This is a genomic window from Azospirillum largimobile, assembly GCF_977007025.2.
Window position 1 is genome coordinate 1,196,259 of record NZ_CDRMUA020000001.1, and the last position, 24,472, is coordinate 1,220,730.

27 protein-coding genes are annotated in these 24,472 nt (G+C 67.9%); 16 read left to right on the top strand and 11 right to left on the bottom strand.

All coding sequences use genetic code 11. The annotated features are described in order from the left end of the window. Nucleotides 1-97: 97 nt before the first annotated feature. The gene (locus ACWPKK_RS05570; RefSeq protein ID WP_452001592.1) at nt 98-1,078 is read right to left on the bottom strand and encodes an ABC transporter substrate-binding protein; all 981 of its coding nucleotides are present in this window, start codon (nt 1,076-1,078) and stop codon (nt 98-100) included. A 343-nt stretch (nt 1,079-1,421) separates the two neighbouring features. Here ACWPKK_RS05570 and ACWPKK_RS05575 point away from each other — a divergent pair, with 343 nt between their 5' ends. Further along, the gene (locus tag ACWPKK_RS05575) at nt 1,422-1,802 is read left to right on the top strand and encodes a DUF983 domain-containing protein (RefSeq protein ID WP_324872043.1); all 381 of its coding nucleotides are present in this window, start codon (nt 1,422-1,424) and stop codon (nt 1,800-1,802) included. Nucleotides 1,803-1,932: 130 nt separating this feature from the next. On the opposite strand, the gene ACWPKK_RS05580 is transcribed toward ACWPKK_RS05575, so the two are convergent. The 3 genes from ACWPKK_RS05580 to ACWPKK_RS05590 form a co-directional block, all read right to left on the bottom strand. Beyond that, entirely contained in the window at nt 1,933-2,106 is a 174-nt protein-coding gene (locus tag ACWPKK_RS05580) for an RSP_7527 family protein (RefSeq protein WP_188092214.1), read from the bottom strand. A gap of 216 nt (nt 2,107-2,322) precedes the next feature. Then, entirely contained in the window at nt 2,323-2,784 is a 462-nt protein-coding gene (locus tag ACWPKK_RS05585; RefSeq protein ID WP_452001594.1) for a hypothetical protein, read from the bottom strand. A gap of 39 nt (nt 2,785-2,823) precedes the next feature. Further along, a complete protein-coding gene (locus ACWPKK_RS05590) occupies nt 2,824-3,639 on the bottom strand; it encodes a hypothetical protein (protein WP_452001595.1) in 816 nt (271 codons plus the stop codon). A gap of 55 nt (nt 3,640-3,694) precedes the next feature. On the opposite strand from ACWPKK_RS05590, the gene ACWPKK_RS05595 reads away from it, so the two are divergent. The 8 genes from ACWPKK_RS05595 to moaE all read left to right on the top strand — a co-directional run bounded on the left by ACWPKK_RS05595 (nt 3,695) and on the right by moaE (nt 10,817). Next, nucleotides 3,695-4,465: an SDR family oxidoreductase gene (locus tag ACWPKK_RS05595; protein WP_452001596.1), complete on the top strand. Its 771-nt coding sequence runs from the start codon at nt 3,695-3,697 to the stop codon at nt 4,463-4,465. A gap of 404 nt (nt 4,466-4,869) precedes the next feature. After that, nucleotides 4,870-6,849, top strand: coding sequence for an excinuclease ABC subunit UvrC (gene uvrC, locus ACWPKK_RS05600; protein ID WP_452001598.1), 1,980 nt, complete (start codon nt 4,870-4,872; stop codon nt 6,847-6,849). Between the two features lie 78 nt (nt 6,850-6,927). Next, entirely contained in the window at nt 6,928-7,530 is a 603-nt protein-coding gene (pgsA, locus tag ACWPKK_RS05605) for a CDP-diacylglycerol--glycerol-3-phosphate 3-phosphatidyltransferase (RefSeq protein ID WP_014247629.1), read from the top strand. Between the two features lie 28 nt (nt 7,531-7,558). Further along, nucleotides 7,559-8,059 (top strand): molybdopterin-guanine dinucleotide biosynthesis protein B, encoded by a 501-nt coding sequence (gene mobB / locus ACWPKK_RS05610; protein ID WP_452001600.1) that lies wholly within the window; start codon nt 7,559-7,561, stop codon nt 8,057-8,059. Between the two features lie 40 nt (nt 8,060-8,099). Then, the gene (locus ACWPKK_RS05615; protein WP_452001602.1) at nt 8,100-8,771 is read left to right on the top strand and encodes an HAD hydrolase-like protein; all 672 of its coding nucleotides are present in this window, start codon (nt 8,100-8,102) and stop codon (nt 8,769-8,771) included. A gap of 70 nt (nt 8,772-8,841) precedes the next feature. After that, nucleotides 8,842-10,098, top strand: a complete 1,257-nt coding sequence (gene moeA / locus ACWPKK_RS05620) for a molybdopterin molybdotransferase MoeA (protein ID WP_452001604.1) — start codon at nt 8,842-8,844, stop codon at nt 10,096-10,098. 10 nt (nt 10,099-10,108) lie between these two features. Next, the gene (moaD, locus tag ACWPKK_RS05625) at nt 10,109-10,360 is read left to right on the top strand and encodes a molybdopterin converting factor subunit 1 (RefSeq protein WP_149221676.1); all 252 of its coding nucleotides are present in this window, start codon (nt 10,109-10,111) and stop codon (nt 10,358-10,360) included. A 4-nt stretch (nt 10,361-10,364) separates the two neighbouring features. Beyond that, nucleotides 10,365-10,817, top strand: a complete 453-nt coding sequence (gene moaE / locus ACWPKK_RS05630) for a molybdopterin synthase catalytic subunit MoaE (protein ID WP_452001606.1) — start codon at nt 10,365-10,367, stop codon at nt 10,815-10,817. A 22-nt stretch (nt 10,818-10,839) separates the two neighbouring features. Here moaE and ACWPKK_RS05635 read toward each other — a convergent pair whose 3' ends face one another. Continuing rightward, nucleotides 10,840-11,430: a YqgE/AlgH family protein gene (locus tag ACWPKK_RS05635; RefSeq protein WP_149221674.1), complete on the bottom strand. Its 591-nt coding sequence runs from the start codon at nt 11,428-11,430 to the stop codon at nt 10,840-10,842. Between the two features lie 194 nt (nt 11,431-11,624). Here ACWPKK_RS05635 and ACWPKK_RS05640 point away from each other — a divergent pair, with 194 nt between their 5' ends. The 3 genes from ACWPKK_RS05640 (at nt 11,625) to ACWPKK_RS05650 (ending at nt 14,783) form a co-directional block, all read left to right on the top strand. Next, on the top strand, nt 11,625-13,700 hold the full coding sequence (locus tag ACWPKK_RS05640) for a protein-disulfide reductase DsbD family protein (RefSeq protein ID WP_452001609.1): 2,076 nt from the start codon (nt 11,625-11,627) through the stop codon (nt 13,698-13,700). 90 nt (nt 13,701-13,790) lie between these two features. Next, nucleotides 13,791-14,144 (top strand): zinc ribbon domain-containing protein YjdM, encoded by a 354-nt coding sequence (locus ACWPKK_RS05645; RefSeq protein ID WP_452001611.1) that lies wholly within the window; start codon nt 13,791-13,793, stop codon nt 14,142-14,144. Nucleotides 14,145-14,300: 156 nt separating this feature from the next. Beyond that, entirely contained in the window at nt 14,301-14,783 is a 483-nt protein-coding gene (locus ACWPKK_RS05650) for a redoxin family protein (RefSeq protein WP_452001614.1), read from the top strand. A gap of 171 nt (nt 14,784-14,954) precedes the next feature. On the opposite strand, the gene rnhA is transcribed toward ACWPKK_RS05650, so the two are convergent. The 4 genes from rnhA to cysQ are packed head-to-tail and all read right to left on the bottom strand — an operon-like array spanning nt 14,955 to nt 18,039. Then, the gene (gene rnhA / locus ACWPKK_RS05655) at nt 14,955-15,431 is read right to left on the bottom strand and encodes a ribonuclease HI (RefSeq protein WP_452001617.1); all 477 of its coding nucleotides are present in this window, start codon (nt 15,429-15,431) and stop codon (nt 14,955-14,957) included. A gap of 4 nt (nt 15,432-15,435) precedes the next feature. Beyond that, nucleotides 15,436-16,419, bottom strand: a complete 984-nt coding sequence (locus ACWPKK_RS05660) for a homoserine kinase (protein ID WP_452001620.1) — start codon at nt 16,417-16,419, stop codon at nt 15,436-15,438. Nucleotides 16,420-16,432: 13 nt separating this feature from the next. After that, nucleotides 16,433-17,266 carry a ferritin-like domain-containing protein gene (locus tag ACWPKK_RS05665; protein WP_452001623.1) on the bottom strand — a complete coding sequence of 278 codons (834 nt, stop codon included), beginning with the start codon at nt 17,264-17,266 and terminating at the stop codon, nt 16,433-16,435. Continuing rightward, entirely contained in the window at nt 17,263-18,039 is a 777-nt protein-coding gene (cysQ, locus tag ACWPKK_RS05670; protein ID WP_324872028.1) for a 3'(2'),5'-bisphosphate nucleotidase CysQ, read from the bottom strand. Before cysQ ends, ACWPKK_RS05665 begins: the two co-directional genes overlap by 4 nt. Nucleotides 18,040-18,129: 90 nt before the next feature. Here cysQ and ACWPKK_RS05675 point away from each other — a divergent pair, with 90 nt between their 5' ends. Further along, nucleotides 18,130-18,690: a GNAT family N-acetyltransferase gene (locus ACWPKK_RS05675; RefSeq protein ID WP_452001626.1), complete on the top strand. Its 561-nt coding sequence runs from the start codon at nt 18,130-18,132 to the stop codon at nt 18,688-18,690. 4 nt (nt 18,691-18,694) lie between these two features. Here the strand turns inward: ACWPKK_RS05675 and ACWPKK_RS05680 are convergent, their stop codons facing one another. Continuing rightward, a complete protein-coding gene (locus tag ACWPKK_RS05680) occupies nt 18,695-19,393 on the bottom strand; it encodes an EAL domain-containing protein (protein WP_324872026.1) in 699 nt (232 codons plus the stop codon). Between the two features lie 199 nt (nt 19,394-19,592). Beyond that, on the bottom strand, nt 19,593-21,941 hold the full coding sequence (locus ACWPKK_RS05685) for a xanthine dehydrogenase family protein molybdopterin-binding subunit (protein ID WP_452001629.1): 2,349 nt from the start codon (nt 21,939-21,941) through the stop codon (nt 19,593-19,595). Nucleotides 21,942-22,101: 160 nt separating this feature from the next. Here ACWPKK_RS05685 and ACWPKK_RS05690 point away from each other — a divergent pair, with 160 nt between their 5' ends. The 3 genes from ACWPKK_RS05690 to ACWPKK_RS05700 all read left to right on the top strand — a co-directional run bounded on the left by ACWPKK_RS05690 (nt 22,102) and on the right by ACWPKK_RS05700 (nt 24,472). Beyond that, the gene (locus ACWPKK_RS05690) at nt 22,102-22,875 is read left to right on the top strand and encodes an SOS response-associated peptidase (protein ID WP_452001632.1); all 774 of its coding nucleotides are present in this window, start codon (nt 22,102-22,104) and stop codon (nt 22,873-22,875) included. A 4-nt stretch (nt 22,876-22,879) separates the two neighbouring features. Next, nucleotides 22,880-23,425: a thermonuclease family protein gene (locus ACWPKK_RS05695; RefSeq protein ID WP_452001635.1), complete on the top strand. Its 546-nt coding sequence runs from the start codon at nt 22,880-22,882 to the stop codon at nt 23,423-23,425. Nucleotides 23,426-23,668: 243 nt separating this feature from the next. Further along, a complete protein-coding gene (locus tag ACWPKK_RS05700; RefSeq protein ID WP_452001638.1) occupies nt 23,669-24,472 on the top strand; it encodes a PhyR family response regulator anti-anti-sigma factor in 804 nt (267 codons plus the stop codon).

Sequence of the window (24,472 nt, forward strand, 5' to 3'; positions counted from 1 at the left end):
GCGGGGGAGGGGGCAGGATGCTTGTCGGCGTTCGGCAGAGTTCCCTCCTCCGCCCAGCGGGGGAGGGTTAGGGTGGGGGCATTCGGAGCCAGCAGCCTTACTGCCCGACCACCTTCGTCGCGCGCTTCACCACCGCCTCGGGCAGGGTGACGCCCATGGCGGCGGCGGACTTGGGGTTGACGAACAGGTCGGTGCCCTTGGCGAGGGCCACCGGCAGGTCGCCGGGCTTCTCGCCCTTCAGGACGCGGGCGACGATGGCGCCGGTCTGCTTGCCGACCTGGAAATAGTCGAAGCCGATGGAGGCCACCGTGCCGCGGGCGACGCTGTCGGTGTCGGCGGAGAAGATCGGCAGCTTGGCCTGCTGGCCGACCGCGATCACGCTCTCCAGAGCCGAGACGACCGTGTTGTCCAGCGGGATGTAGACGGCATCGGCCTTGCCGACGAGGCTGCGCACCGCCGGCTGGGCATCCGACGATTTCGGGACAGAGGCCTCGACCACCGTCAAGCCGGCCTTCGCCGCCTCGTCCTTCAGCGCCTTGATCAGCACGACGGAATTCGGTTCACCGGGGTTGTAGAGCACGCCGATCCGCTTGGCCTGCGGAACGATCTCGCGGATCAGCGCGACATGCTCGGCCACCGGGGCCATGTCGGACAGGCCGGTGATGTTGGCGCCGGGCTTGTCCATCGACTTCACCATCTGGGCCGAAATCGGATCGGTCACCGCGGTGAAGACCACCGGGATGTCGCGGGTCGCCGCCGCCACCGCCTGGGCCGAGGGGGTGGAGATCGGCACGATCACGTCGGGCCGCGATCCGGCGAACTGGCGGGCGATCTGGGCGGCGGTGGCCGGGTTGCCCTGCGCGCTCTGGTATTCGACCTTCAGGTTCTGGCCCTGGACGAAGCCGGCCTCCTTCAGCGCCTCCACCACGCCGTCACGCGTCGCGTCGAGCGCCGGGTGCTGGACGATGGCGGTGATGGCGACGGTCTTGCTCTGCGCCAGCGCCTCGACCGGGGCGGCGAACGGACCGACGAAGGCGGCGAGTGCCGCGGCGGCGCACAACAGACGGGTGAAGGACATGGCTGCGGATCTCCTGGACACGGAAGGCCTTCCCCTAGACCGCGGCGGCTCCGCCGTCAACTCGGCAGCGGGGCACCGGCGGCCGGAGATGGAACATTTGAAACGCTGTGAACCATAGTCCGGAGACTGTTTCACTGTTCCATCCGATGTTCGATCGAACATGTCCCTACGCAGCCGCAGACGGTCCGTGCCGTCATACCACGAGGCGGGACGTGCGATAAGAACGGCTTGAAAAAGCTTCGATTCCGACGGGAAGCAACTTGGCATGGCCGACCCGCCCGCAATCGGGGGTGTGGTTTGGCGGGCAAGAGGCTATATTGTCCGCAGCACGGAAGGAGTGGTCATGACCGTTGGAACCGAAGCGGCCCCGTCGAAGTTTCTCGCCTCCTTCCGCGGACTGATCGGCTGCTGCCCCAATTGCGGGCAAGGCCGGCTGCTGCGGAACTTCCTGAAGCCGGTCGATCGCTGCGCCGCCTGCGGCGAGGCCTATGGGCATCTGCGCGCCGACGACGCGCCGCCCTGGATGACGATCCTGATCGTCGGGCACATCGTCATCCCGGCCCTGCTGTCGGTCGAACAGAGCTACGAACCACCGACCTGGGTGCATCTGGCGGTGTGGCCGTTGCTGACCCTTGTGCTGACGCTGATCCTGCTGCCGCGCTGCAAGGGTCTGGTGCTGGGGCTGCTGTGGAGCACCGGCGCACCGGGGTCGGAGCGGGCCTGAGCGCCGACTCCCCTATTGCTTGAAATGGAACGGCCTGAAATGAAGAACGGCACCGCGCGGCGTCGCGCAGTGCCGTTCTCTTCACGTATGGCTGGACCTTCCCGAACCCGCTGCCGGGCGGGTTTATCGGTCAGCGCGCGCTCGGGCTCAGCGCCGCCGGACCGTGATGGTCACGGTCGCCGGACAGGGTGGCGCGCAGCTTGCCGAACAGTTCGCGCAGGTAGTCGGCGCGCATCTGGCGGGCCGCCAGCATGATTTCTTCGTGGCTGCGAGGATCGCGAACTTCATTGAAAAGCGTGTTCATGGCTCTGGGAATCTCCACGTGAGGTGAGAGACGTCCACTCCCTTGGAATTTGTTTGCCTTGTGAGGCTTAAGATAGGGCAGAGCCGTTGCCCTAAGAAGCGCGGTCCACGCAATGCCGCCTGACGTTTTCCGTATCAGCTTCCCCAATTAACGGAGGTGCGAACTATTGTCGCAGGCTATGGTCGGTCAACCTTCGACAACAGTTCGCCTGCCCGATTATTTGTCGTCCCTGGCTCCATCCACAGCGACATTGCGATCGGAGATGATCCGATCATCGGGCGCCGCCTCCCTCTGCCCCGCCGTTTGCCCTGCCCTTTGCCCCATTGGGCGATCGGGCTGGCGCGGCGGCAGCGGTCCTGTGCCGAGACCGCTGGCCTCTTCGCTGCCGGGGATGCCGAAATCCTCGTCGGGCTGGTCGATGGGACCACCCGCACCGGGACCGATCACGCGCTGAAAACCCTCGATCTCTTCGTCTACGTCCAGGTGATCGCGCGTTTCGCGGATGTCGAGCGGAATCGGACGTTCGTCGATGCCGCCGCTGTCGCTGGGTCCGGTGGCGTTGCCGATGTTCCTGTCGTCGCGGGGCCGGTCGTCACCGGTCCGGTCGCCACCGGTCCGGTCGGAGGCGTTGCGGCTGTCGATCTTGCCGCTGTCGATCTTGCGGTCGTTGGGGGCCATGGGCGCTCTCCCGTCTGCTGTGTGAGGTCTCGGTCTTCCTCAACAGGGCGGAAGCGCGCTCGTCACCGCATGCACGTCGAACCAGCCGCCGACGCTGTGGCGCAGGTCCTGTCGGCGGTCCTGTTCCGGCGCCGGGGCGATGTCCCACAGCCAGGACATGTCGGGCGCGGGCAGGGGAAGGCCCCAGGTCGACTCCTCCACCTCCATCACGGTGCCGCGGTCCAGCCAGGAACTGTCGATGTCCGTGAACAGAGCCGCCCGCTCGGCAATATCGGACAACCAGCAGAGATGGCCCTGGACCATGCGGCGGGCGAAGGCCAGCCGCTCGGCATCCGGCGTGTGCGGGGCGCGGCGCTCCACCGCCTCCAGCGGCAGAAGCGGCAGCTGGGACAGCAGGTTGCAGGACAGGGCGAAGCGGAAGGGCTCTCCGTTGATCGGCGGTGGCTCGAAGCCGGTGGGGAGGGGAGCGCCTCCGTCGAGTGCCGCGGCGAGCGGGGCGAGGGCACCGCTGACATCGAGTTCAACCAAGTGAACGTTCGGCAGACCGGTGGCGCGGCGACGGACCGCCCGGCTGTGCAGCATGTCCACCAGCACCACCTGGTCGAATCGCGCGGTCAGTGTTTCCAGGGGAACTTCGATCAGCAGCCCGGATCCGGCGACCAGGGCCCGGCCGCCCGGCTCCACCCGTTGGATCGCCTGTTCGATGAAGCGGTGGCAGGCGACCACATGCGGTGCCCAGGCCCGCCGCTGCCGCCGGTAACGGGCGCTGAGCGCCACCATCTCCGCCAGGTAGCCGAAGCGGCGGGCCAGCGGTGGGCAGGGCGTGGTCAGGTATTCGAACGCTTCGCGCAGCATGGCCGGTTGCTTCTCCCCCCTTGACCCGCGGCGGTGGCAAGGTACCTATGGCGGCATGGTCGAGATCAAGAGGAAAGCGGCCCTGGTCACTGGGGCCGGCAAGCGCATCGGGCGGGCCATCGCGCTCGATCTGGCGGGGCAGGGGTGGGACGTCGCCGTCCATTACCGAAGCTCCCGCGAGGAGGCCGATGCCGTCGTCGCGGAGATCGGGCGGGCAGGCGGCAGGGCCATGGCCTTCGCCACCGACCTGGACCGCGAGGCGGAGGTGAAGGCGCTGGTGCCCGCAGTGACCGAGCAACTCGGCCCGCTGACCCTGCTGGTCAACAACGCTTCCCGGTTCGAGCGCGACGAGGTCGCCGACGTCACCCGCGAATCGTGGGACGCGCATATGGAGGCGAACCTGCGGGCGCCCTTCGTGCTGTCGCAGGATTTCGCCTCACGGTTGCCGGAGAGCGAAGGCGGTCTGATCGTCAACATCATCGACCAGCGCGTGTGGAACCCGACTCCGCATTTCGTCTCCTACACCCTGTCCAAGATGGGGTTGTGGGCACTGACCCGCACGATGGCAATGGCGCTCGCCCCGCGCATCCGCGTGAACGGCATCGGCCCCGGCCCAATCCTGCGCAACGACCGCCAGACCGAGGAGGAGTTCTCCGCCCAGTGGGACTCGACCCCGCTCAAGCGTGGCAGCACGCCGGAGGAGATCTGTGCCGCTATTCGCTTCCTGATCGCCGCTCCGGCGGTGACCGGCCAAATGATCGCGCTGGATGGTGGAGAGCATCTGGGATGGGCGCAGCCGACGCATGGCTTCGACCCCAACGGATAGAAGCCTGTTACAAACCGGAAACGGCGCTGAGCCAAGCCGGGCATGGCCGGATCATGGCCCCGGCGTCCCTGCCGCCAGGAAAATGACCGCGCGTTTTACACAGGTGCCCCACCCCGCGCAAGAGGCGCCTGCGACCCCGCGACAATTTTGCGGCCACGCGCCAATTCCCTCCCTTGACTCGAGCCTGACCTAAAGAAATCAATGGGTTGGCGAAAATGACCAAAAAATAGGCAGAAGCACGGGAGCCCTTGCGGCGCCTAGCTCCGGACGTGCTACCCCCTCCGTTATCGACAAACTTATCCACAGGTTTCGTGGATATTCTTTCGGAGGGGTGAGTCGCTCCATTTGTTCCCTGCCTGTGCCCAACGGTTGACCCGCGCCGGCCGCTCGACGACATTCTGGTCATGTCCGAAACGCATTCCTCCGACCCCCAGGCTCCTGTCGCCGCAGAGCCGGCAGACGCCGCCGACGCCATGTCCTCCGCCGATGCGGCGGCCGGCGAAAGCGGTGCCGCGCGGCCGAAGCGGCGCCCGGCCGACATCGACCGGGGCGTCGAGATCATTCGTGAGCATCTGAAGACTCTGCCGCAGACGCCCGGCGTCTACCGCATGCTCGCGGGCGACGGGGCGGTCCTGTATGTCGGCAAGGCGCGCAACCTGAAGCGCCGGGTGACCAATTACACCCAGGTGGGAAAGCTGCCGGTCAGGCTCCAGCGCATGGTCGCGGAGACCGAGACGATGGAGTTCGTCAACACCCACACCGAGGTGGAGGCGCTGCTTCTCGAATCGAACCTGATCAAGAAGCTGATGCCGCGGTACAACGTGCTGTTGCGGGACGACAAGACGTTTCCGCACATCATGATCACCCGGGATCACGATTATCCGCAGTTGACCAAGCACCGTGGCGCCCGCGGGCGCGAGGCCGACTATTTCGGTCCCTTCGCCTCGGCCGGGGCGGTGAACCGGACCATCACGGCGCTGCAGCGCGCCTTCCTGCTGCGCAACTGCGCCGACACCGTGTTCGCCAGCCGTACGCGGCCCTGCCTGCAATACCAGATCAAGCGCTGCACCGCGCCCTGCGTCGGCCGGGTCACCCCGGCGGAGTATCAGGCCCAGGTGAACCAGGCGCGCGCCTTCCTGTCGGGCAAGAGCCGCGACATCCAGACGGAATTCGCCGACCGGATGATGGCCGCCTCGGACGACATGGATTTCGAGACGGCGGCGCGCTACCGCGACCGTATCCGCGCGCTGACCGCAATCCAGGCCCACCAGGACATTAATGTCGAGGGGGTGGTGGAGGATGCCGACGTCATCGCGGCCTATGCCGAGGGCGGCGTGACCTGCATCCAGGTCTTCTTCTTCCGCGGCGGGCGCAACTACGGCAATCGGGCCTATTTCCCCAGCCACGACAAGGCGGCGGAAACCGACGAGGTTTTGGCCGCCTTCATCGCCCAGTTCTATGAGAACAAGGCCGCGCCGCCGCTGGTGCTGGTGAGCCACGCCCTGCCTGAACTGGAGTTGCTGAGCGAGGCGCTGGCGGTTCGTGCCGGGCACAAGGTGGAACTGGCCGAGCCCAAGCGCGGCGAGAAGCGCCGGATCGTCGAGCATGCCCTGACCAATGCGCGCGAGGCGCATGGGCGGCGTCTGGCCGAAAGCTCCAGCCAGGCGCGACTGCTGGACGGGGTGGCCGCCGCCTTCGGCATGGATGCGCCGCCGGAGCGGGTCGAGGTCTACGACAACTCCCACATCCAGGGGGCGCACGCGATCGGCGCGATGATCGTCGCCGGGCCGGACGGCTTCATCAAGAACGCCTACCGCAAGTTCAACATCCGGGAGCAGGGCGCGGCCGGCGACGACTTCGCCATGATGCGCGAGGTGCTGACCCGCCGATTCGGCCGGGCGGTGAAGGAGGATCCGGAACGCAGCCTGGGAAGCTGGCCCGATCTGGTGCTGATCGACGGCGGGCTGGGCCAGCTGAACGTGGCGCTGGAGGTGTTTGCGGAGTTGGGAATCGACGACGTGACGCTGGTCGGCATCGCCAAGGGGCCGGATCGCGACGCGGGCCGAGAGCACTTCTTCATGGAGAATCGCCCGCCCTTCCAGATGGAGCCGCGCGACCCGGTGCTGTATTTCCTGCAGCGGCTGCGCGACGAGGCGCACCGCTTCGCCATCGGCACCCACCGGGCCAAGCGCACGAAGGCCATCGGCAAGTCGCCCATCGACGAAATCGCGGGCATCGGCCCCGCCCGGAAGAAGGCTCTGCTGCACCATTTCGGCAGCGGGGCGGCGGTCGCGCGGGCCGGACTGGCCGATCTTGAAGAGGTGGAAGGGATCAATCGTGCCGTTGCGAAAAAGATATACGATCACTTCCATCCCGATGGTTAGAATGCGGGCACCTTCGAACGGGCGGCTTCCTCAGGGGCGCCGTGCGGCGACATCCTCCAGCGGTTCGAGTTTTCCGTCATGCTGACCAGCCTGCCCAACCTGCTGACCCTGTCGCGCATCGCGGTGATCCCGGTGGTGGTCGGGCTGTTCTATGTGCCGGAGGCCTGGGCCGCCTATACCGCCTGCTCGCTCTATGCCGCCGCCTGCATCACCGACTGGTTCGACGGCTATCTCGCGCGCGCCTGGGCGCAGGAAAGCGTGATCGGCAAGTTCCTGGATCCCATTGCCGACAAGCTGCTGGTCGCGGCGACGCTGATCATGCTGGCGGGGTTTCACCGGCTGACCGGCCTGTCGATCCTGCCGGCGGTGGTTATCCTGCTGCGCGAGGTATTGGTGTCGGGCCTGCGCGAGTATCTGGCCGGCCTGCATGTCGGCGTTCCGGTGACCTGGCTGGCCAAATGGAAGACGACGATCCAGATGATCGCGCTGGGCTTCCTGATCGTCGGCGATTATGGTCCGGCTGAACTGCCGGTGACCATCATCGGCACGGTGGGTCTGTGGATCGCCGCGGCCCTGACCTTCTACACCGGGTGGGATTACATGCGTGCCGGACTGACCCACATGATGGCCGAACAGCCGGCGAAGCCCGGTTCCGCCCGTTCCGCCCGCAGCGCCGGTTGAGAGTTTCCGACAGGAAGAAATTCGGGCCATGAAGATTTTCGGACTGACCGGCTGGAGCGGCAGCGGCAAGACCTCGCTGATGGTGCGCCTGATCCCGGCGCTGACCGGCCGGGGCCTGCGCGTCTCGACGGTCAAGCATGCCCATAAGGGCTTCGACATCGACCATCCCGGCAAGGACAGCCACAACCACCGCGTCGCTGGTGCGACCGAGGTGCTGGTCAGCTCCCCCCGCCGCTGGGCCCTGATGCACGAACTGCGCGACGGCGAGCCGGAACTGACGCTGGAGCAGCTGATCGGCAAGGTGGCGCCTGTGGATCTTCTGCTGATCGAGGGCTTCAAGCGCGACCGGCACGAGAAGATCGAAGTGTGGCGGGCCGACGTGGACAAGGCACTGATCGCGCCGGACGATCCCACCATCGTCGCCGTGGCCAGCGACGGTCCGGTGCCTGGCTGTCCGGTTCCGGTGCTGGACCTGAACGACGCGGAAACGGTTGCGGCCTTCGTTGTGAAGCGCTGCGGATTGGGGTGATCAAAGCGGCTGTTGGTAACTGCTGCATTTGTAGGACGACATGGACATCGCACATTTGGACAGGCCGCAGGCGCTCGATCGCCGCGGCTACCAGCTCGCCGTCTTCGATTTCGACGGCACGCTGGCCGACTCGTTTCCCTGGTTCATCGGCGTACTGAACGGCGTCGCCGACCGCTACGGCTTCAACCAGGTGCGGCCGGACGAGGTCGAGCAGCTGCGCGGCTACGATGCGCGGCAGATCATGCGGCACCTGCGGGTCCCGAACTGGAAGCTGCCCTTCATCGCCAACCATATGCGCCGCCTGATGGCGCGCGACATCGACGGCATCCGGCTGTTCGACGGGGTGCCGGACATGCTGCGCGCGCTGAGCGACCGGGGCGTGACCGTCGCCATCGTCAGTTCCAATTCGGTCGAGAACATCCGGATGATCCTGGGACCGGACGCGGCGGAGCAGGTGGCCCATTACGGCTGCGGCGCTTCGCTGTTCGGCAAGGCGGCGAAGTTCCGCAAGATGCTGCAGATGACCGGCATTCCGGCAGATCGGGCGATCGGCATCGGTGACGAGGTGCGGGACATCGACGCGGCGCGGAAGCTCGGGATGGGATGTGCCGCCGTCACCTGGGGCTATGCACGCGGCGACGCCCTGGCCGCGCGGCGGCCGGACCGGCTGCTGACGCGGGTGGAGGAGATATCCGGGCTTTTCGGCGGCTAAGTGCCACGCTCCGGAAACCACGCCTTTTCCCTCTTCGCAGCCGGCGCCGCGACGGACTAGAGTGGCGGCCATGGTGCAACTCGACAATGATTGCTTCGCCTTCGGCGGGCCGATGATGGCGGTGGAGCCGGCGCTTGCGCTGCTGGCTGGACGGGTCGCGCCGGTGACGGCGACGGAAACGGTTCCGCTGAGCGGCGCGCTGGGCCGGGTGCTGGCCGCCGATCTGGTCGCGCCCTTCAGCGTGCCGCCGCACGACAACGCCGCGGTGGACGGCTATGCCGTGTTCTTCGACGATCTCGCCGCCGACGGTCCCACGGTCCTGCCGGTCACCGCGCGGGTCGCCGCCGGGCAATGGCTCGGCCGGCCGGCGGTGCGGGGGGAGGCGGTGCGCATCTTCACCGGCGCGCCGATGCCCAAGGGCATGGACACCGTCTTCATGCAGGAGGACTGCCGCAGCAGTGACGGTTCCACCGTCACGCTTCCGGCCGGCAACCGCCGCGGCGTGAACCGGCGGCTGGCGGGTGAGGATGTGCGCGAGGGATCGGTGGTGCTGGCCACCGGACGCCGCCTGCGGCCGGAGGACATCGCGCTCGCCGCCTCGCTTGGCCATGCGACGCTTGAGGTGCGCTGCAGGTTGCGGGTGGCGGTGTTCTCCACCGGCGACGAGCTGCGGCAGCCGGGGCAGCCGCTGGAGGCGGGTGCCGTCTATGATGCCAACCGCTACGCGCTGATCGCGCTGCTGACCCGGCTGGGCTGCGCCGTCACCGACCTCGGCATCCTGCCCGACCGGTTCGAGGCGATCCGCGACGCCCTGGCGGAGGCTGCGGCCGGCCATGACGCGCTGATCACCTCCGGCGGCATGTCCACCGGCGAGGAGGATCACGTCAAGCCGGCGGTCGAGGCGAACGGGCGGCTGGATTTCTGGCGGCTGGCGATCAAGCCGGGGAGGCCGGTGGCGCTGGGCCGTATCCGCGATGCCGTGTTCGTCGGGCTTCCCGGCAATCCGGTCGCGGTGGTGGTCACCTTCCTGCGCATCGCCCGGCCGATCCTGCTGCGGCTGATGGGGGCAATGGACGAGACGCCGCGGCCGATCCCGGTGCGCGCCGCCTTCGCCCACAAGAAGAAGCCGGGCCGGCGCGAGTTCCTGCGCGGATCGCTGACGAGGGGAGAGGATGGCGCGCTCTGCGCCACCAAATACCCGCGTGACGGGGCGGGCGTCCTGTCGTCGCTGGTCGACTCCGAAGGCCTGATCGAACTGCCGGAGGATCTTGCTCAGGTCGAACCCGGCATGATCGTCGACTTCGTGCCTTTCAAAGAATTCCTCTAGGGGACGCGTGATGAAGATTCTCTATTTCGCCTGGCTGCGCAGCAAGATCGGCGTGCCGACGGAGACGGTGGACCTGCCGGCGGAGGTCGCCACCGCCGGCGATCTCGTCGAGTGGCTGAAGACCCGCAGCCCGCGGCATGCCGAGGCGCTGGCCAACAGTAAGGTGGTCAAGGTGGCGGTGAACCAGGAGCATGTGCCCTACGACCATCCCATCGCGGCGACCGACGAGGTCGCCCTGTTCCCGCCGGTGACGGGGGGCTGACGCCATGGCGATCCGCGTCCAGGCCGGGGATTTCGACGTCGGCGCCGAATATGCCGCCTTCACCGCCGGCCGAACCAGCGTAGGCGGTGTAGCGATGTTCGTCGGGCTGGTGCGCGACATCGCCGGCGGCGAGGCGGTCAGCGCCATGACGCTGGAACACTACCCCGGCATGACCGAAAAGCAGCTGGAGGCGATCGAGGAGGAGGCGCGCAGGCGCTGGCCGCTGGACGACGTGCTGGTGATCCACCGCCATGGCCGGCTGGAGCCGGGCGACCGTATCGTGATGGTCGCCACCGCGTCGGCCCATCGCGACGCCGCCTTTGACTCCTGCCGCTTCCTGATGGACTGGCTGAAAACGAAGGCGCCGTTCTGGAAGCTGGAGGCCACCCCCGAGGGTGAACGCTGGGTGGAGGCGAAGGAAAGCGACGATGCCGCGGCGGCTCGCTGGGCGGAGTGAAGGGTAAGCGGAAGCGGGCCGGTCAGGCGTGACCGGCTTCGCCCGACAGCATGGAGACGCTGACGCCCAGCTTGCCGATCGCGCGTTCCCATTTGGCGTCGAGATCGGTGTCGAACAGGAGCTGTTCGTCGCAGGGCACGTTCAGCCAGCCGTTGGCCTGGAATTCGGCGTCCAGCTGGCCCGGCCCCCAGCCGGCATAGCCGAGCAGCAGGATGTTGCGGCGCGGCCCGCGGTCTTCGGAGATGGCGCGCAGGATGTCGATGGTGGCGGTCAGCGCCACGTCGTCGTTCACCACCAGCGTGCCGTCACGGACATAGTCGGTGGAGTGCAGGACGAATCCGCGGCCCGATTCCACCGGCCCGCCGTAATGGACCGGCAGGTTGTTCATCGGCTGCGGGATGTTCATGTCGAGCTGTTCCAGAAGGTCTTCGAACGTGATCGACCCGAACAGCCGATTCACCACCAGCCCCATCGCACCATCTTCATTGTGGGCGCAGACATAGATGACCGAACGCTGGAAACGCGGGTCCTCCATTCCGGGCATGGCGATCAGCAGCTGGCCGGTCAGCGATTCCGTGGTCTTGGAGTCCGGAGACTTGGTCAGGCGCGGCATGGTCGATTATCCTTGTCGTCGGTCCGGTGCGGTAAACCGCTTCCGTCCGTACCGTCGGTTGTGGTTGGCGCTCTGGCGACGCTTTCACCGGAGTGTGACAGCACCGGTCGAGCTTTGTCACCTATATATGGGCTATCATATAGGGTGAGGGGGACGCCGTTGCGCCCCTTCCTGGGAAGAGAACAGTGCGCGCGATGAAAAGACATGCCTCCCTCCTTCTGCTGCTGCTTGCCGTTCTGGCGGGCGGTATCGTTCCCGCTGCGGCACAGGATGGCGTCGGAGCCTGGGTCAAGGCGGGTCAGGTCGAGGCGCGGCTCGTTTCCGCCGTGCGCGGCACCGGCGACCTGACGGCGCTGCCGCTGGGGCTGGAACTGCGGCTGGAGCCGGGATGGAAAACCTACTGGCGCTCCCCCGGCGATGCCGGATTCGCCCCGCGGCTGGACTGGAGCCGGTCCGGCAATCTGGCCGGGGCGGCGCTGTCCTATCCGGCCCCGCACCGCTTCTCCGTCCTGGGATTCGAGACCGCCGGCTATGACACCGCCGTCCTGTTCCCGATCCAGGGCAAGCCTGCCGAGCCCGGCAAGCCGGTCGATCTCGCGCTGACCGCGGAACTGCTGGTCTGTTCGGACATCTGCGTGCCGCAGACGCTGAACCTCGCCCTTGCCCTGCCGGCAGGACCGGCGGAGCCGAGCGACGCCGCGAACGACGTGGCGCGCGCACAGGCCCTGGTGCCGCGTGGGCCGAACGGCCTGCTGCGCATCGACGCGGTGCGCGCCACCGGCACCACGCTGGAGGTGGAGGCGACCGCCGCCGACGGCTTCGTCACCCCGGACCTGTTCGTGGAGACCGAGCCGCCGTTGACCTTCTCCGCGCCCAAGACCGTTTTTTCCGACAATGACCGCCATGTCCGCCTGACGCTGACGGTGACCGAGCCGCAGCCGGGCCTGGATCTCGCCGGCCGCGCGATGACCCTGACGCTGGTCGACGGAGAGAAGGCGGTGGAAGCGCCGGCGACGGCGTCGGCCGGCGGTGCCTTGGCGGTTCCAGCGGGGGCCGGATTGGCGGCGATGCTGGGCGTGGCCCTGCTCGGCGGGCTGATCCTGAACCTGATGCCCTGCGTGCTGCCGGTGCTGTCGCTGAAGCTGATGTCGGTGGTCAAGCATGGCGGGCAGGCCCCGGCCGCGGTGCGTGCCGGCTTCCTGGCGAGTGCCGCCGGCATCCTGGCCTCCTTCCTGCTGATGGCGTCGGTGCTGGTCGGCGTGAAGGCGGCGGGCGGGGCGGTCGGCTGGGGCATCCAGTTCCAGCAGCCGCTGTTCCTGGTCTTCATGGTCGTGCTGGTCACCCTGTTTTCCGCCAATCTATGGGGATTGTTCGAGGTTCCGCTGCCGCGCGTGCTGGCCGACCGGCTGGGCGGGGAGGGGCTGGCCGGCCCCTTCGCCACCGGCATGTTCGCTACCCTGCTGGCAACCCCCTGCTCGGCGCCCTTCCTGGGTACGGCGGTCGGTTTCGCGCTGTCCAAGGGGCCGGTGGAGGTCTACGCCATCTTCGCCGCGCTGGGTGTTGGGCTGGCGCTGCCCTATCTCGCGGTGGCGGCATGGCCGCGGGTGGCCGGCTGGCTGCCGCGGCCCGGGCGCTGGATGGCGACGCTGAAAATGGTGCTGGGCTTCGCCCTGATGCTGACGGCGGTCTGGCTGCTGTCGGTGCTGACGGCGCAGATCGGCGAGGTCGCCGCAGCCACGGTCGGGCTGCTGATGGCCGGGTTGGTGCTGGCGCTGTGGATCGGGCGCAGCGCGCGGGGGGCCGCGCGGACCGCCGGACCGGCCCTCGCCGGTGTGCTGGCTATCGCCGCCTTCGCCATGCCGGCAGCGGTCGGACCCTCCGCCGGTGCGGCGCCGGTGGTCAGCGAGGCCAAGACGCGCTGGGTGCCCTTTGCGGAATCCGCGATCCGCGACCATGTGGCGGCCGGCCGTATCGTCTTCGTCGACGTCACTGCGGATTGGTGCATCACCTGTCAGGCCAACAAGAAGCTGGTGCTGAACCGTGACGAGGTCGCCAAGCGGATGGAGGATCCGTCCCTGGTGGCGATGCGCGCCGACTGGACCCGCCCGGACGCGGCGATCGCCAAGTTCCTGGCCGACCACGGCCGGTACGGCATTCCCTTCAACATCGTCTATGGCCCCGGCGCGCCGGAGGGCATTGCCCTGCCGGAACTGCTGAGCGACGGCGCGGTGCTGGAGGCGCTGAACAGGGCCGCCGGAAAGGGAGCCTGACCAGCCGTCCGGAAAAGGCCTATGGCAGCTGCGGCTATTCTGCGGTAACAGGGCGCCTTCGGGAGGTTCTCCCGCGCCATGAGGACGAAGATGGACGATCAGATCAACTGCCCACAGTGCGGTTCCGAAAACGCCTACAATGACGGAAGCCTGTGGAACTGCCCCGACTGCGGGCATGAGTGGAACCCCGATACGGCCACGGCCGCTGCGGACACCGAAGCCGGGCAGGGCGTGCGGGATGCCAACGGCAACCCGTTGACCGATGGCGACAACGTGACCGTCATCAAGGATTTGAAGGTCAAGGGATCGTCCCTGGTGGTGAAGGGCGGAACCAAGGTGAAGAACATCCGTCTGGTCGACGGCGCGGATGGGCACAACATCGCCTGCAAGATCGACGGCATCGGGGCCATGAACCTGAAGTCGGAGTTCGTGAAGAAGGCCTGATGCGCTCCGTTTAATCGGCCAACCGTTTCTTGCGGCTATTCGCCGCGGGGGATAGAAGGGATGCAGGGCCGGGTCCCGCCAAGAGGGCCCGGCCCGAACCAAAGGGCCAAACCCAAAAACGGGAAGGGCCCAAGAAAACGGGAAGGGTTAGAGACGATGAGCATCCAGGTTGGCGATACCATTCCGTCCGTCACGCTTAAATGGCTGACCGACAACGGCATGCAGGAAGTGAGCACGGACGAGTTGTTCAAGGGCAAGAAGGTCGTCCTGTTCTCCGTCCCCGGCGCCTTCACCCCGACCTGCTCCGCCAAGCATCTGCCGGGCTTCGTCCAGCAGGCCGACGCGCTGAAGGCCAAGGGCGTCGACAGCATCATCTGCCTCGCGGTCAACGATCCGTTCGTGATGCGCGCCTGGGGCGATAAGGGCGCCGTCGGCGACAAGGTGAAGATGCTGCCGGACGGCAACGCCACCTTCACCACGGCTCTCGGCCTGACCATGGACGGCTCGGCCCACGGCCTGGGCACCCGCGGCCAGCGCTTCGCCCTGGTGGCGGAGGACGGCAAGGTCACCCACGTTGCCGTCGAGGCCCCCGGCAAGTTCGAGGTGTCGTCGGCCGAGGCGGTGCTGGAGAAGGTTTGAGGTTACGCTTCCCTCTCCCGTCCCGGGAGAGGGAAGGGGCCCATGCGCAGCATGGGAAGGGTGAGGGGTGGCACAAAGAGCAATGCGGTTCGGGATTCTCGGGTTCCCCCTCCCCCTCCCCGCCTTCAGCGGGTCCCCTCCCTCTCCCGAGACGGGAGAGGGCTTAGTAGGTTACCCCCGCGCCCGCACGTCGGCCACGCCGCGCCGGGCTAGTTCGTCGGCGCGTTCGTTCTCCGGGTGGCCGGCGTGGCCGCGGACCCAGTGGAATTCGATCTGGTGCTGCCTCTTCGCCTCTTCCAGGCGCTGCCACAAGTCGACGTTCTTCACCGGCTTGCGGTCGGCGGTCATCCAGCCCTTGGCCTTCCAGCCATGGATCCACTTGGTGATGCCGTTCTTCACATACTCGCTGTCGGTGAAGAGGCGGATGGTCACCGGCTTCTTCAACGCCTCCAGCGCCATGATGGCCGCCATCAGCTCCATGCGGTTGTTGGTGGTCGCCGGTTCGCCGCCATACAGCTCCTTCTCCACATCGCCGTAGCGCAGGATCGCTCCCCAGCCGCCGGGGCCGGGATTGCCGCTGCAGGCGCCGTCGGTGAAGATGTCGACCGTCTTGCGGCCGGCTTCGGTCGGGGTGGAGTCTTCGGTCATCCGGTCAGATCCCGCCCGTTTCCGAGTCGTCGAGGAAATAGTCGCCCAGGCCGCGGACCGACTGGTGGAAGCGCAGCTTGCGCAGATATTCCAGCGGGTCCTTCGGCCGCACGAAAGCGCCCGGCGGATGGTTCAGCCAGTCGTAGAGACGGGTCAGCAGGAAACGCACTGCGCTGCCGCGGCAGAGCCAGGGCAGGGCGTCCAGCTCCGCCCGCGACAGCGGCCGGACCTTGCGGTAGTTGGACAGCAGCAGCCGCGCCTTGGTGGCGTTGAACGAGCCGTCGATCTCGAAGCACCAGGCGTTGATGCAGATCGCCACGTCGTAGACGAAGAAGTCGTTGCAGGCGAAATAGAAGTCGATCAGGCCGGACAGGCTGTCGCCACGGAAGAAGACGTTGTCCGGGAACAGGTCGGCATGGATGACGCCCGCCGGCAGACCGACCGGCCAATTGGCCTCCAGCGCCGCCAGTTCGGCCTCCAGCGTCGTGCGCAGGCCGGGCGCCACCTCGTCGGCGCGCTCGGCCGACTTGGCGAACAGGTCCTTCCAACCGGGCAGGGCCAGGGCGTTCGGCCGTTCCATCCGGAAATCGCCGACCGCCAGATGCAGGCGGGCCAGAGCCTCGCCCAGCTGGGCGCAATGCTGCGGCGTGATCCGGCGCGGCCACATGCCGGCCAGGAAGGTGACGATCACCGCCGGGCGGCCGCACAGCTCGCGCAGGGCCACGCCGTCGCGCGCCGCCACAGGCAGGGGACATGCAATGCCCTTCTCCGCCAGATGCTCCATCAGGCCGAGGAAGAAGGGCAGATCCTCCTTCCGCGTGCGCTTCTCGTAAAGCGTCAGGATGTAGGGGCCGCGTTCGGTCACCAGCAGGAAGTTGGAATTCTCCACCCCCTCCGCGATGCCCTTGCACGACAGCACCGCGCCCAGATCGTACTGGGCGGCAAAGGTGCTGAGATCCTCGTCGGTGACTTCGGTGTATACGGCCATGATGTGCAGCGCCTTACCGGGTTTCCGGGTTGCGGTCAATTTCGGGCGTGATCGGTTCGTAATATTCCGGGCCGAAGCCGGCCAATTGGCGGCTGTTGACGTTGAAGGGGCGTTTCAGCCCGCCACGGAAATGGCGTCCGACCAGCTCCTGCCACAGGGCGACCGGTTCCGCCCCGCGCTCGGCGCAGAGATGGACGAACCAGCGGCGGCCGGCGGCGACGTGGCTGATTTCCTCGTCATGGATGGTCTGCAGCAGGTCGGCGCTCTCCGCGTCGCCGAAATCGCGCAGGCGGCGCACGGTCCCGGGCGTGACGTCCAAACCGCGCGCCTCCAGCACCATCGGCACCACCGCCAGCCGGGCGGCGAGGTCGTGCGCGGTCTCCGTCGCCGCCTGCCACAGCCCGTCATGGGCCGGCAGGTCGCCGTAGGAGGAGCCGAGCGCGTTCAGCCGCGTCTCCAGCATCTGGAAATGCCGCGCCTCGTCGCCGGCCACCTGGACCCAGTCGTCGGTGAAGCCCTTCGGCAGGCCGAGATGCGCGAATCGGGTGACGATGTCCCAGGCGAGGTCGATGGCGTTCAGTTCGATGTGCGCCAGCGCGTGCAGCAGGGCGATGCGGTTCTGCGCACTGCCGCCGCGCCCGCGCTTGGGCATGTCGCGCGGAAGCTTCAATTCGGGCCGCTCGGGGCGGGCAGGGCGGTCGGGCGGCGGGGCCGGCACATCGGGTGACAGCAGGCCGTCACGCCATGCCGCGGCGAAGGAACGGGTGAGGCGCACTTTCTCCAGCGGCGCCGCGGTGGTCAGCACCGCAGTCGCCGCCTCGCCCAGGCACGTAACGGAAGAGGTCATTTCCAGCCGTAGGCGACGAAGTTCGGGTTCAGGATATCGTCCTTGCCATAGACGAGCGGCGAGCCGTCCGGCTGCTCCACCCGGCCGCCGGCGCCGATCAGCACCGCATGGCCGGCGGCGGTGTCCCACTCGCTGGTCGGTCCGAAGCGCGGATAGAGGTCGGCCTTGCCGCTGGCCACCGTGCAGAACTTCAGGGAGCTGCCGCAGGACACCCGGTCCTTGACGGTGAATTGGCCGAGGAACTCGTCCAGTACCGACCCGCTGCCATGGGAGCGGCTGGCGACGACGGTCAGCCCGTCGGCCGGCGGGTTGCGGACGGAGATGGCATGGTCATGCCGTCCCTCGGCGCAATGGACCGCCGTGCCGGGGCCGGCCGCGGTATACATGTCGCCGGTGGCCGGGGCATAGACGACGCCGAGCACCGGCACGCCATTCTCGATCAGGGCGATGTTCACCGTGAACTCGCCGTTGCGGGAAATGAACTCCTTGGTGCCGTCGAGCGGATCGACCAGCCAGAAGCGCCCGCCGGAGACGTCGGGCCGATGGCCGGCGGCCACCGCCTCCTCCGCGACCACCGGCACGCCGGGCAGAAGATGGTGCAGGGCCGGGATGATCACCGCCTCCGCCGCGTGATCGGCCTGCGTGACAGGGCTGCCGTCGACCTTGGTGGCCACGTCGATGCCGTCGTTGTAAAAGCGCAGGATGACCTGACCGGCCTCATGGGCGATGGTGCGGACCGTCGGCAGCAGGCTCGCCACAGCGGCATCGGGCATGGGGTGAACTCCCTTTGGTATGAACGGTCAGCATACCGTGCCCGCCAGCGGGCCGGAAGCTTTTGAACGGGTGTGGAACGGAGAAGGCGGATGACGGTGGGGGAGCGGTCGGAGGGTGGGCGGGTGGTCGGTGCAGGCGCATCGGCCCTATGGCGTGCTATGACCGCGGCCGATCTGGACCGGCTGCTTGCCATTGCGGACATCGTGCATCCGGCCTACCCGGAGGACCGCAGCGTGTTCGAGGAGAGGCTCGCGCTTTATCCCGCCGGCTGCCGCGTGGCGGAATGCCGCGGCGAGGCGATCGGCTACGGCGTCATGCATCCCGGCAAGCTGGGGGCGCCACCGCCGCTCGACACGCCGCTGGGGGAATTGCCGGCGGATGCGGATTGCCTGTACCTGCACGACATCGCGCTGCTGCCGGAGGCCCGCGGAACGGGGCTGGGGGCGGCGGTACTGGCCTTTGCGCATGGGCTGGCGGCGCGCGAGGGGTGGCGGTGGCTGGCCCTGACCTCGACGCCGGGCGCGCGCAGCTATTGGGACCGGGTCGGATTCACGCCCTATGCGGATGGCGGGCCGGCACTGGCGGCCAAGCTGGAAAGCTATGGCGGCGGGATGAGCTACATGACGGCGCCGGTGAAGGCGCCGGGCTGACGGATCAGGCGGCGAGCGCCGCCATTTCCGGTTCCGTCACCACCGCCTCGAATGCCGGCTTGGCGAACAGGTAGCCCTGCATGAGGGTGACGCCGAGATCGCGCAGGGTTTTGGCCTCGTCCGCCGTCTCGATGCCTTCGGCGATGGGGGTGATGGCGAGATCGTCGCACACCGCCAGTATCGCCTTGACGATGCTGCGCCGCGCCCGTTCGGTGTCGATGTTGCGGGTCAGTTCCATGTCCAGCTTGATGATGTCCGGCTGGAATTCCGCCAACAGGTTCAGGCCGGAGTAGCCGGAACCGAAATCGTCGATGGCGGTCAGGAAGCCCTGGCGCTTGTATTCGTTGAAGATGCTCTTCAGGTGGTCGTGGTCCACCACCCGCTCGTTCTCCGTCACCTCGAAGATGATGCGGTCGGTGGGGAAGCCGGTGCGGCGTGCGGCGGCCAGCGTCGCGCGGATGCAGGCCTCCGCCTTGTAGACGGCGTTCGGCAGGAAGTTGATCGACAGCCGGGCGCCGTTCATCGGCAGGGTCGAGGCCAGCTCGATCGCCTTGATGCGGCATGACTGGTCGAAGGCATAGCGGGTGGCATCGGTCACCTGCCCCAGAACCCAGCCGGCACCCTGGCCGGCTGTGCCGCGGACCAGCGCCTCATGCGCCCATACGGCACCACCGGCGACATCGACGATGGGCTGGAACGCCATCGTGAAGTCCAGATCGAGCCTGTCCGCGCACTGGCCGCCGCACCCGCCGTCCCCAAACGCCATCGCATTACCCCTGTCAGATCAAGAACCCCACCTTCAGGTAAGCGACAATGCCATGGATTTCATCCGCCGGAGGTGTGGCAAGTACCACACCTTCCGACTAGGACTTTCCCCTACGCCTCCGGTAAGAACTGCCAGCCTACTCCGCCGCCATGCGCGTTTCGGCGTGTCGTATTGCCGCCCACACGGCTTCCGGCGTCGCCGGCATGTCGATATGGGTGATGCCGAGGTCCGACAGCGCATCGACCACCGCATTGATGATCGCCGGCGGCGCGCCGATGGCCCCGGCCTCGCCGGCACCCTTCATGCCCAGCATGTTGGTGGTGCTGGGAACGCTGTTCAGCTTCACCTCGATCGGCGGCATGTCGACCGCCCGCGGCATCTGGTAGTCCATGAAGGACCCGGAGAGCAGCTGCCCGCTGTCGGGATCGAACACCACCCGCTCCTGCAACGCTTGGCCCAGCCCCTGGGCGACACCGCCATGGATCTGGCCGATCACCAGCATCGGGTTGATGACCGTGCCGAAATCGTCGACGACGCTGTAGCGCACCACCTCGATCACGCCGGTGGCGGGGTCGATCTCCACCTCCGCGACGTGGCAGCCGTTGGGGAAGGTGCTGGCCGGCGGAGTCCAGCGCGCCATCTCGGAAAAGGCGATGCCGCCGGTGCCGCCCTCGCTGCCGCCCTCTGCCGCCTTGGCGGCGACCTCCTTCAGCGACACCGCGCGGTCGGTGCCGACGACGGTGAAGCGGCCATCGGCGAACTCGACGTCGACCTCGGCGGTCTCCAGCAGGTCGGCGGCGACCGTGGTCGCGGCCTTCACCACCTTGGCCGCCCCCTCCGCCAGCGCCGAGCCGCCTACGGGCACGGAGCGCGAGCCGCCGGTGCCGGCGCCCCAGCTGACGCGATCGGTGTCGCCCTGGACCACCTCAACATCCTCCGGCGGCACGCCCAGCCGGTCGGCGAGGATCTGCTTGTAGGCGGTCTCGTGGCCCTGGCCGTTGGTCTGGGTGCCGATCAGCAGAACCACCTTTCCGTCGCCATTGACCTGGACGGTCGCCTGCTCCGGCCCGCCGCCCGAGCAGGCCTCGATATAGGTGGCCAAGCCGGCGCCGCGCAGCTTGCCGCGGGCCTTGGCCTCCGCCTTGCGGGCGGACAGGCCGGCCATGTCGGCGAGAACAAGTCCGTCCTCCAGATTCTGGACGAAGTCGCCGGTGTCGTAGACCTGCCCCATCGGCGTGGCGTAGGGCATGGCGGACGGCGGGATGAAGTTGCGCCGCCGGATCTCGGCCGGGCCGAGGCCGGTGACCCGTCCGGCATGGTCGATCAGCCGTTCTAGAAGATAGGCCGCCTCCGGCCGGCCGGCGCCGCGATAGGCATCCACCGGCTGGGTGTTGGTGAACACGCCCTTCACCCGCACATAGACCGCCGGCGTGCGGTAGGAGCCCACCAGCATCGCCGATCCGGCATCGGTCGGGATGAAGGGGCCGTAGTTCGACAGGTAGGCGCCCAGATTGGCAACCGTGTCCACCCGCAGCCCCAGGAAGCGGCCGTCGGCGTCGAGCGCCAGACGCGCCTTGCTGACATGGTCGCGGCCATGGTCGTCGCTGATGAAGCCCTCGATCCGGTCGGCCGCCCATTTCACCGCGCGGTTCAGCCGGCGGGCGGCGAACAGGCAGGCGACATATTCCGGGTAGTTGAACAGCTTCATGCCGAATCCGCCGCCGACATCGGTGGTCAGCACGCGGATGCGCTGTTCCGGCTCGTTCAGGATCTTGGCGAACTGCTTCTGCAGGCCGTGGACGCCCTGGCTGGTGACGTAGATCAGCAGGCGGCCGGGCGCGCCGTCGGCGCCGGACTCGACACCGGCGACGCAGGCGCGGCCCTCCATCGGGTTGGCGACGACGCGGTTGTTGACCAGTTCCAGCTCCACCACGCGGTGGGCGCCGGCGAGCGCCGCCTCCACGGCCGCCTCGTCGCCGGTGTCCCAGTCGAAGCAGAGGTTGCTGGGCGCCGCGTCCCACACCAGCGGACGGCCGGGCTCCAGCGCCTCCAGCGTTCCGGTGACGGAGTCGCGATCCTCGTAATCGACCATCACCAGTTCGGCCGCCTCGCGCGCGGCCTCCAGCGTCTCCGCCACCACCATGGCGACCGGATCGCCGACATGGCGGGCGAAGCCGCGGGCCAGCGCCGGGCGCGGGGTGCGAACATAGTTCGACCCGTCGCGCTGCTTCAGCACCGCCTGACAGGGGATCATGCCGATATTCTCCGCGTCCAGATCGGCGACGGTGTAGACCGCCAGCACGCCGGGCTGCGCCAACGCTTCCGACGCATCGACCGAGCCGATCGCCGCGAAGGCGTGGGGAGAACGGACGAAGGCCGCATAGGCCTGGCCGGGAAGAGACACGTCGTCGGTGTAGCGGCCGCCGCCGGTCAGCAGCCGGGCGTCTTCGGTGCGCGGAACCGCCTGTCCGATGCCGAACTTCATGGGTGAACTCCCGCCTTCCGGTTCGATGCGATTGTTGTGCTCCGCGAAGATAGGCCGGCTGAAGCGTGAGGGAAACCCCCGGCGGTGGCTAGCAGTGCGCGCCATTGCGGACTGGCGCCCACCGCCCGCAGCGACCATATTCCTGGGCATGTGTGGACGCATGCTACTCACCACCCCGGTCAGCGAGGTCCAGCGCCTGTTCGGCGTGCCCGAACGGCCGAACCTGATGCCGCGCTGGAACATCGCCCCGACGCAGGACATTTCCGTGATCCGGCGCGATGAGGACGGCCGCCATCTGTCGATGGTCCGCTGGGGACTGGTGCCGCCCTGGGCCGACGATCCGTCCATCGGCGGGCGGATGATCAACGCGCGCGGCGAATCGGTGGCGGACAAGCCGGCCTTCCGCGACGCCTTCCGCAAGCGCCGCTGCCTGATCCCGCTCGACGGGTTCTATGAATGGACCAGCGTGGGGGAGGGGGCGAAACCGCGCAAGCAGGGGCACGTCATCCGCCGCCGCGACCGCGGCCTGTTCGCGCTGGCCGGGCTGTGGGAGCGTTGGCGCGGTCCGAAGGGCGCCGCACCGCTGGACCCGCCGCTGGAAACCGCGACGGTGGTGACGACGGCGACCAACGCCACCCTGTCCTTCCTCCACGACCGCATGCCGGTGGTGCTGGATCCCGCCGACTGGGACGCGTGGCTCGACCCGGCGACCCCGCTTCCGGTGGTGGAAGGGCTGATCCGTTCGGCGCCGGACGACTGGCTGGACGTGGTCCCGGTGGGGCCGCGGGTGAACAGCGTGCGCAACGACGACTGTTCCTGCCTGGATCCGCCGGAAGAGGCGGCGGCCGTCACGGAAAAGCCCGTCGAGGGGAAGCAGGTCGAAGGGAAGCCGGCCAAAGGAAAGCCCGACGACAAACAGCCCAGCCTGTTCTGAGCCGATGAGGGTGGGGAGACTTACACTGGTCGTGCTCTGCGGTCTGGTCCTCGGCGGTCCCGCCGCGGCGCAGACCAACCAGGCTGCCAAGGGGCGCGGCCCCATCGCCAACACGCCGGACCAGGCCGTGACGGGCTCCGCCATGGCAGTGGAGGGGGATTTGCTGACCGTCAATGGCATGGCGGTGCGGCTGATGGGCATCGACGCGCCGGATCCGGGGCAGAAGTGCAAGAACCGCTACGGCCATGAACTCGACTGCTTCAAGGTCGCCACCGCCGTGCTCGCCAACATGGTGAAGGGCGAGGAGGTGACCTGCACCATCACCGAACAGGACCGTACCGGTGAGAAGAAGGGCGAATGCCGGGTGCGCGGGGTCGATCTGGGGGCGGCGATGGTGTCGCGCGGCTGGGCCTTTCAGTATGCCAGCCTGTCGCCCGCCTACCAGAAGGGCGAGGCCTATGCCCAGAGCAAGCGGATGGGGCTGTGGGCCGGGCAGGTGGAGAAGCCGTGGCAATGGCGCTCGCGCCAGTTGCGCGAGAAGGCAAAGTGAGCGAACCGACTTTCGGGCATCCTGAGCTTGTCGTTCGGGTCTGGCCCTTTGGCAGTGACTGACGGGCTGTGGCCGTTCGTTGGCGTGCCGCACCCCCATTTCCCATTCGACCGCCCCGAATGGCATGATAAGATTCCGACAAGATGAATAACGACCTCCACAGGCCGGCAGGTTTGCCAGGCGAACGATCGGAGAGGCTGAATCCCAGAGCGGTAACTCCCGGCAGGGAGCGGAGTCACGGGTATGCTCGTTTACGAATGTGAACTGTTCGAGGTGGTGCCGATCCTGCGCCGCTATGCGCGGGCGCTGACGGGTGCCACCGACCGTGGCGACGCGCTGGTGACGCGCTGTGTCGAAGCGGCGGTGATGGCACCGTCCCGGTTTGGCCTGGACCGCGGCGGCGATGGGTCGCGGCTGTCGATGTACGCCCTGCTGAACCTGCTGTTCGACCGCTCTCCGGAGGAGTTCGGCCCACCCGGCCGGCCGCTGCCATCGCCCCATCCCATCGAGCGCGCGCTGGCCGAACTGCCGGAGGCCGACCGCCGCCTGTATCTGCTGACCGCGCTGGAAGGATTGAGCATCCGGCAGGCGGCGAAGGTGCTGCAGCTGCCGGCGGGGGAGTCCATCGACCGGTTGAAGGCGGCCCGTGCCCGCGTGCGCGCCGCGATGGTCCAGCGGGTCATGGTGGTCGAGGACAACGCCCTGCTGGCGATGGAGCTGGGGGAATTGGTGGCCGACATGGGCCATGTCGTCTGCGGCACCGCAGGCAACGAGACGGAGGCGCTGGCCCTGCTGAAGGCGGAGAAGCCGACGCTGGCCCTGCTGGATGTCCGGCTGGCGGATGGCGGCAGCGGGATCGAGATCGCCCGCCGGCTGAAGCGCGTGCGCGACCTGCGCACCATCTTCGTCACCGCCTTCGATGACGATATCCGCGCCCTAGACGCCCGCCATCTGGGGCAGATCGTGCGCAAGCCCTTCACCAACGCCGGCATCCAGGCGGCCATATCGCGTGCCATCTTCATGCCGCAGCCGGTGGCGCTGGCCTGA

Excerpts from the sequence above, each read along its gene's own strand:
- moaE (WP_452001606.1), top strand. The coding sequence starts at position 10,365 with ATGGCGATCCGCGTCCAGGCCGGGGATTTCGACGTCGGCGCCGAATAT.
- ACWPKK_RS05575 (WP_324872043.1), top strand. The coding sequence starts at position 1,422 with ATGACCGTTGGAACCGAAGCGGCCCCGTCGAAGTTTCTCGCCTCCTTC.
- ACWPKK_RS05660 (WP_452001620.1), bottom strand. The coding sequence starts at position 16,419 with ATGGCCGTATACACCGAAGTCACCGACGAGGATCTCAGCACCTTTGCC.
- ACWPKK_RS05580 (WP_188092214.1), bottom strand. The coding sequence starts at position 2,106 with ATGAACACGCTTTTCAATGAAGTTCGCGATCCTCGCAGCCACGAAGAA.
- ACWPKK_RS05645 (WP_452001611.1), top strand. The coding sequence starts at position 13,791 with ATGGACGATCAGATCAACTGCCCACAGTGCGGTTCCGAAAACGCCTAC.
- ACWPKK_RS05690 (WP_452001632.1), top strand. The coding sequence starts at position 22,102 with ATGCTACTCACCACCCCGGTCAGCGAGGTCCAGCGCCTGTTCGGCGTG.
- ACWPKK_RS05700 (WP_452001638.1), top strand. The coding sequence starts at position 23,669 with ATGCTCGTTTACGAATGTGAACTGTTCGAGGTGGTGCCGATCCTGCGC.
- ACWPKK_RS05595 (WP_452001596.1), top strand. The coding sequence starts at position 3,695 with ATGGTCGAGATCAAGAGGAAAGCGGCCCTGGTCACTGGGGCCGGCAAG.
- rnhA (WP_452001617.1), bottom strand. The coding sequence starts at position 15,431 with ATGACCGAAGACTCCACCCCGACCGAAGCCGGCCGCAAGACGGTCGAC.
- ACWPKK_RS05675 (WP_452001626.1), top strand. The coding sequence starts at position 18,130 with ATGACGGTGGGGGAGCGGTCGGAGGGTGGGCGGGTGGTCGGTGCAGGC.
- cysQ (WP_324872028.1), bottom strand. The coding sequence starts at position 18,039 with ATGCCCGATGCCGCTGTGGCGAGCCTGCTGCCGACGGTCCGCACCATC.
- moaD (WP_149221676.1), top strand. The coding sequence starts at position 10,109 with ATGAAGATTCTCTATTTCGCCTGGCTGCGCAGCAAGATCGGCGTGCCG.
- ACWPKK_RS05615 (WP_452001602.1), top strand. The coding sequence starts at position 8,100 with ATGGACATCGCACATTTGGACAGGCCGCAGGCGCTCGATCGCCGCGGC.
- ACWPKK_RS05695 (WP_452001635.1), top strand. The coding sequence starts at position 22,880 with ATGAGGGTGGGGAGACTTACACTGGTCGTGCTCTGCGGTCTGGTCCTC.
- ACWPKK_RS05590 (WP_452001595.1), bottom strand. The coding sequence starts at position 3,639 with ATGCTGCGCGAAGCGTTCGAATACCTGACCACGCCCTGCCCACCGCTG.
- pgsA (WP_014247629.1), top strand. The coding sequence starts at position 6,928 with ATGCTGACCAGCCTGCCCAACCTGCTGACCCTGTCGCGCATCGCGGTG.
- ACWPKK_RS05570 (WP_452001592.1), bottom strand. The coding sequence starts at position 1,078 with ATGTCCTTCACCCGTCTGTTGTGCGCCGCCGCGGCACTCGCCGCCTTC.
- mobB (WP_452001600.1), top strand. The coding sequence starts at position 7,559 with ATGAAGATTTTCGGACTGACCGGCTGGAGCGGCAGCGGCAAGACCTCG.
- ACWPKK_RS05640 (WP_452001609.1), top strand. The coding sequence starts at position 11,625 with ATGAAAAGACATGCCTCCCTCCTTCTGCTGCTGCTTGCCGTTCTGGCG.
- ACWPKK_RS05685 (WP_452001629.1), bottom strand. The coding sequence starts at position 21,941 with ATGAAGTTCGGCATCGGACAGGCGGTTCCGCGCACCGAAGACGCCCGG.
- ACWPKK_RS05665 (WP_452001623.1), bottom strand. The coding sequence starts at position 17,266 with ATGACCTCTTCCGTTACGTGCCTGGGCGAGGCGGCGACTGCGGTGCTG.
- ACWPKK_RS05650 (WP_452001614.1), top strand. The coding sequence starts at position 14,301 with ATGAGCATCCAGGTTGGCGATACCATTCCGTCCGTCACGCTTAAATGG.
- uvrC (WP_452001598.1), top strand. The coding sequence starts at position 4,870 with ATGTCCGAAACGCATTCCTCCGACCCCCAGGCTCCTGTCGCCGCAGAG.
- ACWPKK_RS05585 (WP_452001594.1), bottom strand. The coding sequence starts at position 2,784 with ATGGCCCCCAACGACCGCAAGATCGACAGCGGCAAGATCGACAGCCGC.
- moeA (WP_452001604.1), top strand. The coding sequence starts at position 8,842 with ATGGTGCAACTCGACAATGATTGCTTCGCCTTCGGCGGGCCGATGATG.
- ACWPKK_RS05680 (WP_324872026.1), bottom strand. The coding sequence starts at position 19,393 with ATGGCGTTCCAGCCCATCGTCGATGTCGCCGGTGGTGCCGTATGGGCG.
- ACWPKK_RS05635 (WP_149221674.1), bottom strand. The coding sequence starts at position 11,430 with ATGCCGCGCCTGACCAAGTCTCCGGACTCCAAGACCACGGAATCGCTG.